7 protein-coding genes are annotated in these 4,592 nt (G+C 48.4%); 1 reads left to right on the top strand and 6 read right to left on the bottom strand.

The features are described 5' to 3' along the window. A partial coding sequence (locus tag AB7S66_RS08710; protein ID WP_428519112.1) for a hypothetical protein occupies positions 1-233 on the top strand: 233 nt, incomplete at its 5' end. A 235-nt stretch (positions 234-468) separates the two neighbouring features. On the opposite strand, the gene AB7S66_RS08705 is transcribed toward AB7S66_RS08710, so the two are convergent. The 6 genes from AB7S66_RS08705 to AB7S66_RS08680 all read right to left on the bottom strand — a co-directional run. Further along, the gene (locus AB7S66_RS08705; protein WP_428519110.1) at positions 469-942 is read right to left on the bottom strand and encodes a hypothetical protein; all 474 of its coding nucleotides are present in this window, start codon (positions 940-942) and stop codon (positions 469-471) included. Positions 943-951: 9 nt separating this feature from the next. Further along, entirely contained in the window at positions 952-2,058 is a 1,107-nt protein-coding gene (locus tag AB7S66_RS08700) for an NADH:ubiquinone reductase (Na(+)-transporting) subunit F (RefSeq protein WP_428519108.1), read from the bottom strand. 10 nt (positions 2,059-2,068) lie between these two features. Continuing rightward, positions 2,069-2,662, bottom strand: a complete 594-nt coding sequence (locus tag AB7S66_RS08695; protein WP_428519106.1) for an NADH:ubiquinone reductase (Na(+)-transporting) subunit E — start codon at positions 2,660-2,662, stop codon at positions 2,069-2,071. Further along, positions 2,655-3,266 (bottom strand): NADH:ubiquinone reductase (Na(+)-transporting) subunit D, encoded by a 612-nt coding sequence (locus AB7S66_RS08690; RefSeq protein WP_428519104.1) that lies wholly within the window; start codon positions 3,264-3,266, stop codon positions 2,655-2,657. The genes AB7S66_RS08695 and AB7S66_RS08690 overlap by 8 nt, the downstream gene beginning before the upstream one ends. Position 3,267: 1 nt before the next feature. After that, complete coding sequence (locus tag AB7S66_RS08685) at positions 3,268-3,861, bottom strand: FMN-binding protein (RefSeq protein WP_428519102.1); 594 nt, start codon at positions 3,859-3,861, stop codon at positions 3,268-3,270. Continuing rightward, the coding region (locus AB7S66_RS08680) for an RnfABCDGE type electron transport complex subunit D (protein WP_428519100.1) at positions 3,858-4,592 on the bottom strand (735 nt) is incomplete at its 5' end. The genes AB7S66_RS08680 and AB7S66_RS08685, both read right to left, overlap by 4 nt.

Below are 4,592 nucleotides of genomic sequence, written 5' to 3'. Positions count from 1 at the left end.
ATCACCTGTCCCTGATGATGACTGTGGATGCAATCGAGGAAATCTATTTGCACGGAAAGGAAAAGGACATCTCGTTTGAAGACCTGAGGCAGCTGCTCACCAAGGTACGCGCAAACAAGTTCGCCGGGGAATGGCACCCTTGCAAGAAGACCCAGAAGGTCATCTCCCTTTGTGAGTCTCTGGATATAAACATCAGCGAGATCTCTGTCCCTTACAGAAAGTCAGCAACCTAAATTCTGTAAGTTACAGTTGGATATGTACCTTTTCATGAGAAATCCTATAGATTAGGATACTGAAACTTTTGCTTTTTGCCTATGGATGATCCAACATTGGTATTATTGACCAATCTTTCACTCTTGTTACGAGCATGTCTTGATACAAAAAAGGGGGAGTGGCACAATTGTACTACTCTCACGGTATAGCTACGGGGAAACGTGGTTGTAAACCACGACTTGTCGTGCTTCAACGCTATTCTTCAACTACCGGTACCTCCAGTACCGTAATCAACTCTTCCGGCTCCAGGCGGAAGGGAGATCCTTTTCCTTCATAGAACCCATGGTCACCAATAAAGTGTATGTGCAGATCCGTAAAGACTACGGCTTTATCCAGTTTCTTGTTCCTTACGGTGGTGTTGGCCTTTCCATACATACCCTTTCCCCCAAAAGGAGAAGGGAGCACACCCCTTACTGTTTCAACCTTCACTTCGAAATTTTCATCAACCGTGATGAATTCTCCCAAACCTTCGGTTCCCCTTTTGCGAAAATACTTCATTCGTTCAGCAATTGCTTCATGGGTTCTCCTGAGGTTTTTCACGGTAAGATTGTCACTTTCCAGGATGTCGACAAGCTTTCGCTTATCATCCCCAAGGAATCCATTAAGGGTGATGACACCTTTCTGCATTTGTTGTTGTATCTTGTCAAATTCAACGGTTTGTTTCATCATCAGCTCCTATTATGAGAATTTATCGTAGAAGATATTTTCCGGAAGGACGCCCACCTCATCCAACACCTTGACACAAGCATCGATCATTCCTGGGCTTCCACAAAGGTACGCTTCACTATTGGCGCCTTCGCTCACCATCCTTTTCACCACATCAGTGATAAGGCCGACCTCCCCATCCCAGTTATCTTCCTCTTGCGGTTCACTGAGTGCAGGGATGAAGGTGAAATTCGGCATCTTCTCTTCCAACGCCCGCATCTCATCAAGCAGGAACAGGTCACGTTTTGAGCGAGCACCAAAGAAGTATGAGGCTTTTCGTGTAATGCCTTTTTTCTCCATGTCCAGCAACATCGATTTGATCGGGGCCATTCCCGAACCGCCAGCGATGAAGATGATATGCTTATCGGTATCGCGTAGGAAGAAGTCACCGTATGGCCCATTGATGATGATCTCATCACCTTCCTTGAGATGTTGATGCACATAGGTGGTACAGATACCGTTCGGCACCAGGCGTATCTCCAGCTCCACATGGTTTTTGTCATCTGGAGAAGAAGCCATGGAATAGGCACGGTAGATCCTCTCATCGGTCAGTTCATATTCAGGAACCTCAAACTGGATATATTGTCCAGCTTTTGCAGAAATCTCAGGTGGTTCTTCCAAGCGAAGCCTCACTTCCTTGATGTCATGGGTCAGGTCCCTGATACTCTCGACGGTTGTCTTGAATTCCTTGACCAGGAAGAGTCCCTCAGGGATGATGATGGATACATCCTGTTTCACTTTGAACTGGCAGGAGAGTCGTACGTTCTTTTCCTTTTCCTCATCGGATATCCAGGGTAGCTCAGTGGGGAGATAGTCTCCCCCTCCACCTACAACCCTTACCTTGCACATCCCACAAGAGCCACGTCCTCCGCATGCCGATGGTATGAAAACCCCCTCCTGGTTGAGGGCTTTGAGCAATGGCTGGCCTCCTTGGACTTCCAACTCCTTCGCACCATCATTGATCGAGATTTTCACCACACCATAGTTTCCAATGGTTGCATCTGCAATTACCAGCAAGAGTGCCAGGAAGACCGATATGAGGCTGATGATTCCGATACTGATCAGTAGTGTTACAATCATCCCTTCCCCCTTAGGATATGGCGATCATGCCGGAGAAGCCCATGAATGCCATGGCCATGAAACCTGCAATTACCAAGGCGATTCCCGGGCCTTCCAGTCCTGGGGGAATCTTGGCGCTCTTGAGTTTCTGCCTAATCCCTGCCATTGCGATAATGGCGATGAACCATCCAATTCCGCTTCCCAGCCCAAAGAAGAAGGAGGTAAGCAGGGTATACTCCCTGATCACCATGAAAAGGCTCACGCCCAGGATTGCACAGTTGACTGTTATCAGCGGGAGGAATATGCCCAGCGATTGGTACAGTGGCTCGCTGTATCGCTCCAGTGCCATCTCAGTAAGCTGTACAAATGCAGCTATGACAATGATGAACACAATGAACCTGAGATACTCCAGATTGAAAGGAATCAGCAGGTACTGATACACAATCCAGTTCAGGGGAGTGGTCGTTGCCATGACAAAGATGACTGCCATCCCCAGTCCAGCAGAAGTCTTCAATTCCTTTGAGACTGAGAGGAAGGAACACATCCCGAGATAGTTGGATAGGAGAATATTCCCGGTAAAAATTGAGGCGAAGAAAACAGCAAAGGGCATCAATGAATCAGTCATTCTTGGCCTCCTTCATGATTTTTTCTCGAATAATCCAGATGATGATCGCCAAAACGAAGAAGCCGCCGGGAGGCATGATCATGATGGACCAGTTCGTCCACCAGGAGCCAAGGATCTGGTAACCCCAAAGGCTTCCCGTTCCCAGCAACTCTCTCACGAATGCGATGGCCAGCAACACATAGGCATAGCCCAAGCCGGATGCCAATCCATCAACCAGCGAGAGCATCGGTTTATTCTGCAAGGCAAAGGCCTCGATCCTACCCATGATGATACAGTTGGTGATGATCAACCCAACATAGGGACCGAGTTGCTTCCACATCTCCGGGTAAAAGGCTTTGAGGACGATATCCACGATGATGACGAAGGTTGCGATCACCATGGTCTCCACCATCATCCGGATTCGTGATGGGATATGGTTTCTCAGTATTGAAATGGTCAGGCTGGAGAGAGCTGTGGTGAACATCACCCCCAAGGTCATGACCATGGTATTCTGCAACTTGTTCGTTACTGCAAGTGTGGAGCAGATGCCAAGGATCTGGACAAACACAGGGTTGTTCTTTCCCAGTGGTTCCATAAACGTTTTTCGTAGCAGTTTACTGGCCATTCTACTCACCTCCAATGATTTGTTTTGCATCGTTTGCAGCACGGTTTGTGATATTCTTGAAGTACTCTGAAGTGCGGGTAGCCCCGGTAATGGCGTCCACCTCGTTAGGCGCATCCGCAGTACCTTCTTCAACCAACGTGAAGGGGGCTTGCTTTCCTCTGAACTGTTCAGTAAACCAAGGTTCCTCGATACGAGCCCCGAGTCCTGGGGTTTCATTTTGGCTTACAATGGCGATGCCGGAGAAAGTGCTCAGGTCTTCCTCAAATCCTGCCATGATGGTAATGGCACCCCACAGTCCTGGACCTTCCACGGGGATGATATAGCGTTTGCCACTATCGCTGTCTGCGACATAGTACCCATCCTGTTCTTCTATCTTGCTCTGGAACGCTTCCTCAATCCCTTCGGTCGTGTTCTCAAATGCAACACCGCCGGCATTGAGGATTGCCCGTCTGGTGAATGCAAGTTCGTTCGCTGTTGCCCTATCCTCGGTGGCAAGCTGCAGGCCGGAGGTTATAAGGATGCAGAAGAATGTAACTGCAAACATGAAGAGGAGCGGGTATATGCGCTCACTGTAAAACGTTCTTTTTGCTTTCATGCTTTTCCTCCTTCCGCCTTCTTCAGCTTTTTCTTTGCCTTTGCCCCTTTAAGAAGGGTATCAAGCAAGGGAGCAAACATGTTTGCAAGGAGGATCGCAAACGTTACTCCTTCAACCCAGTTTGCAAAAATGCGAATCAAAACAGTGAGTATGCCAAAGACAGCGCCATATATCCATCTTCCTGCATCTGTTGTCTGGGAAGAAGAGACAGGGTCGGTAATCATGAAGAATGCAGCAAAAAGAAAACTGCCACTGAGAAGGGCTGTTAGGGGGTCAGCGACGCCTTTTATTCCGCTCTCTGTAGCGATTTGGAGCCCACTGGCCCAAAATATACTCTGCAATAGCAAAAATGAGGTAAGTGAAGCAACCACTATCTTCCAGTTGGCAGCTTTCTTGAACACAATGTACAGTCCACCGAGCAGTATGAGGATGGCACTGGTTTCCCCAAGGCTACCGCTGGTGAACCCGAGGAACAGATCAGGCAAGGAAGCATCCCCGGTTGCCAATGGCGTAGCAGCGGAAACACTGTCTGCTTGGCTTATCCAAGAGCCAAGGCCGGCAGGGAAGAATCCCTTTTGTGTTGCATTGCCGACAAACGCTGCTGTCATCGGAACCCCGAAACTGATATAGACGAATGCACGCGCTGTGATTGCTGGATTGAAAATATTTCTTCCAAACCCACCGAAGATCATCTTCCCGAAGATGATTCCAAATGCAATACCTACCGCTGC

This window comes from Sphaerochaeta sp., from assembly GCF_050178175.1.
Classification (GTDB): Bacteria; Spirochaetota; Spirochaetia; order Sphaerochaetales; family Sphaerochaetaceae; genus Sphaerochaeta.
The sequence above is the reverse complement of the archived record's forward strand: the minus strand, read 5'-3'. Positions and strand labels throughout refer to the sequence as shown.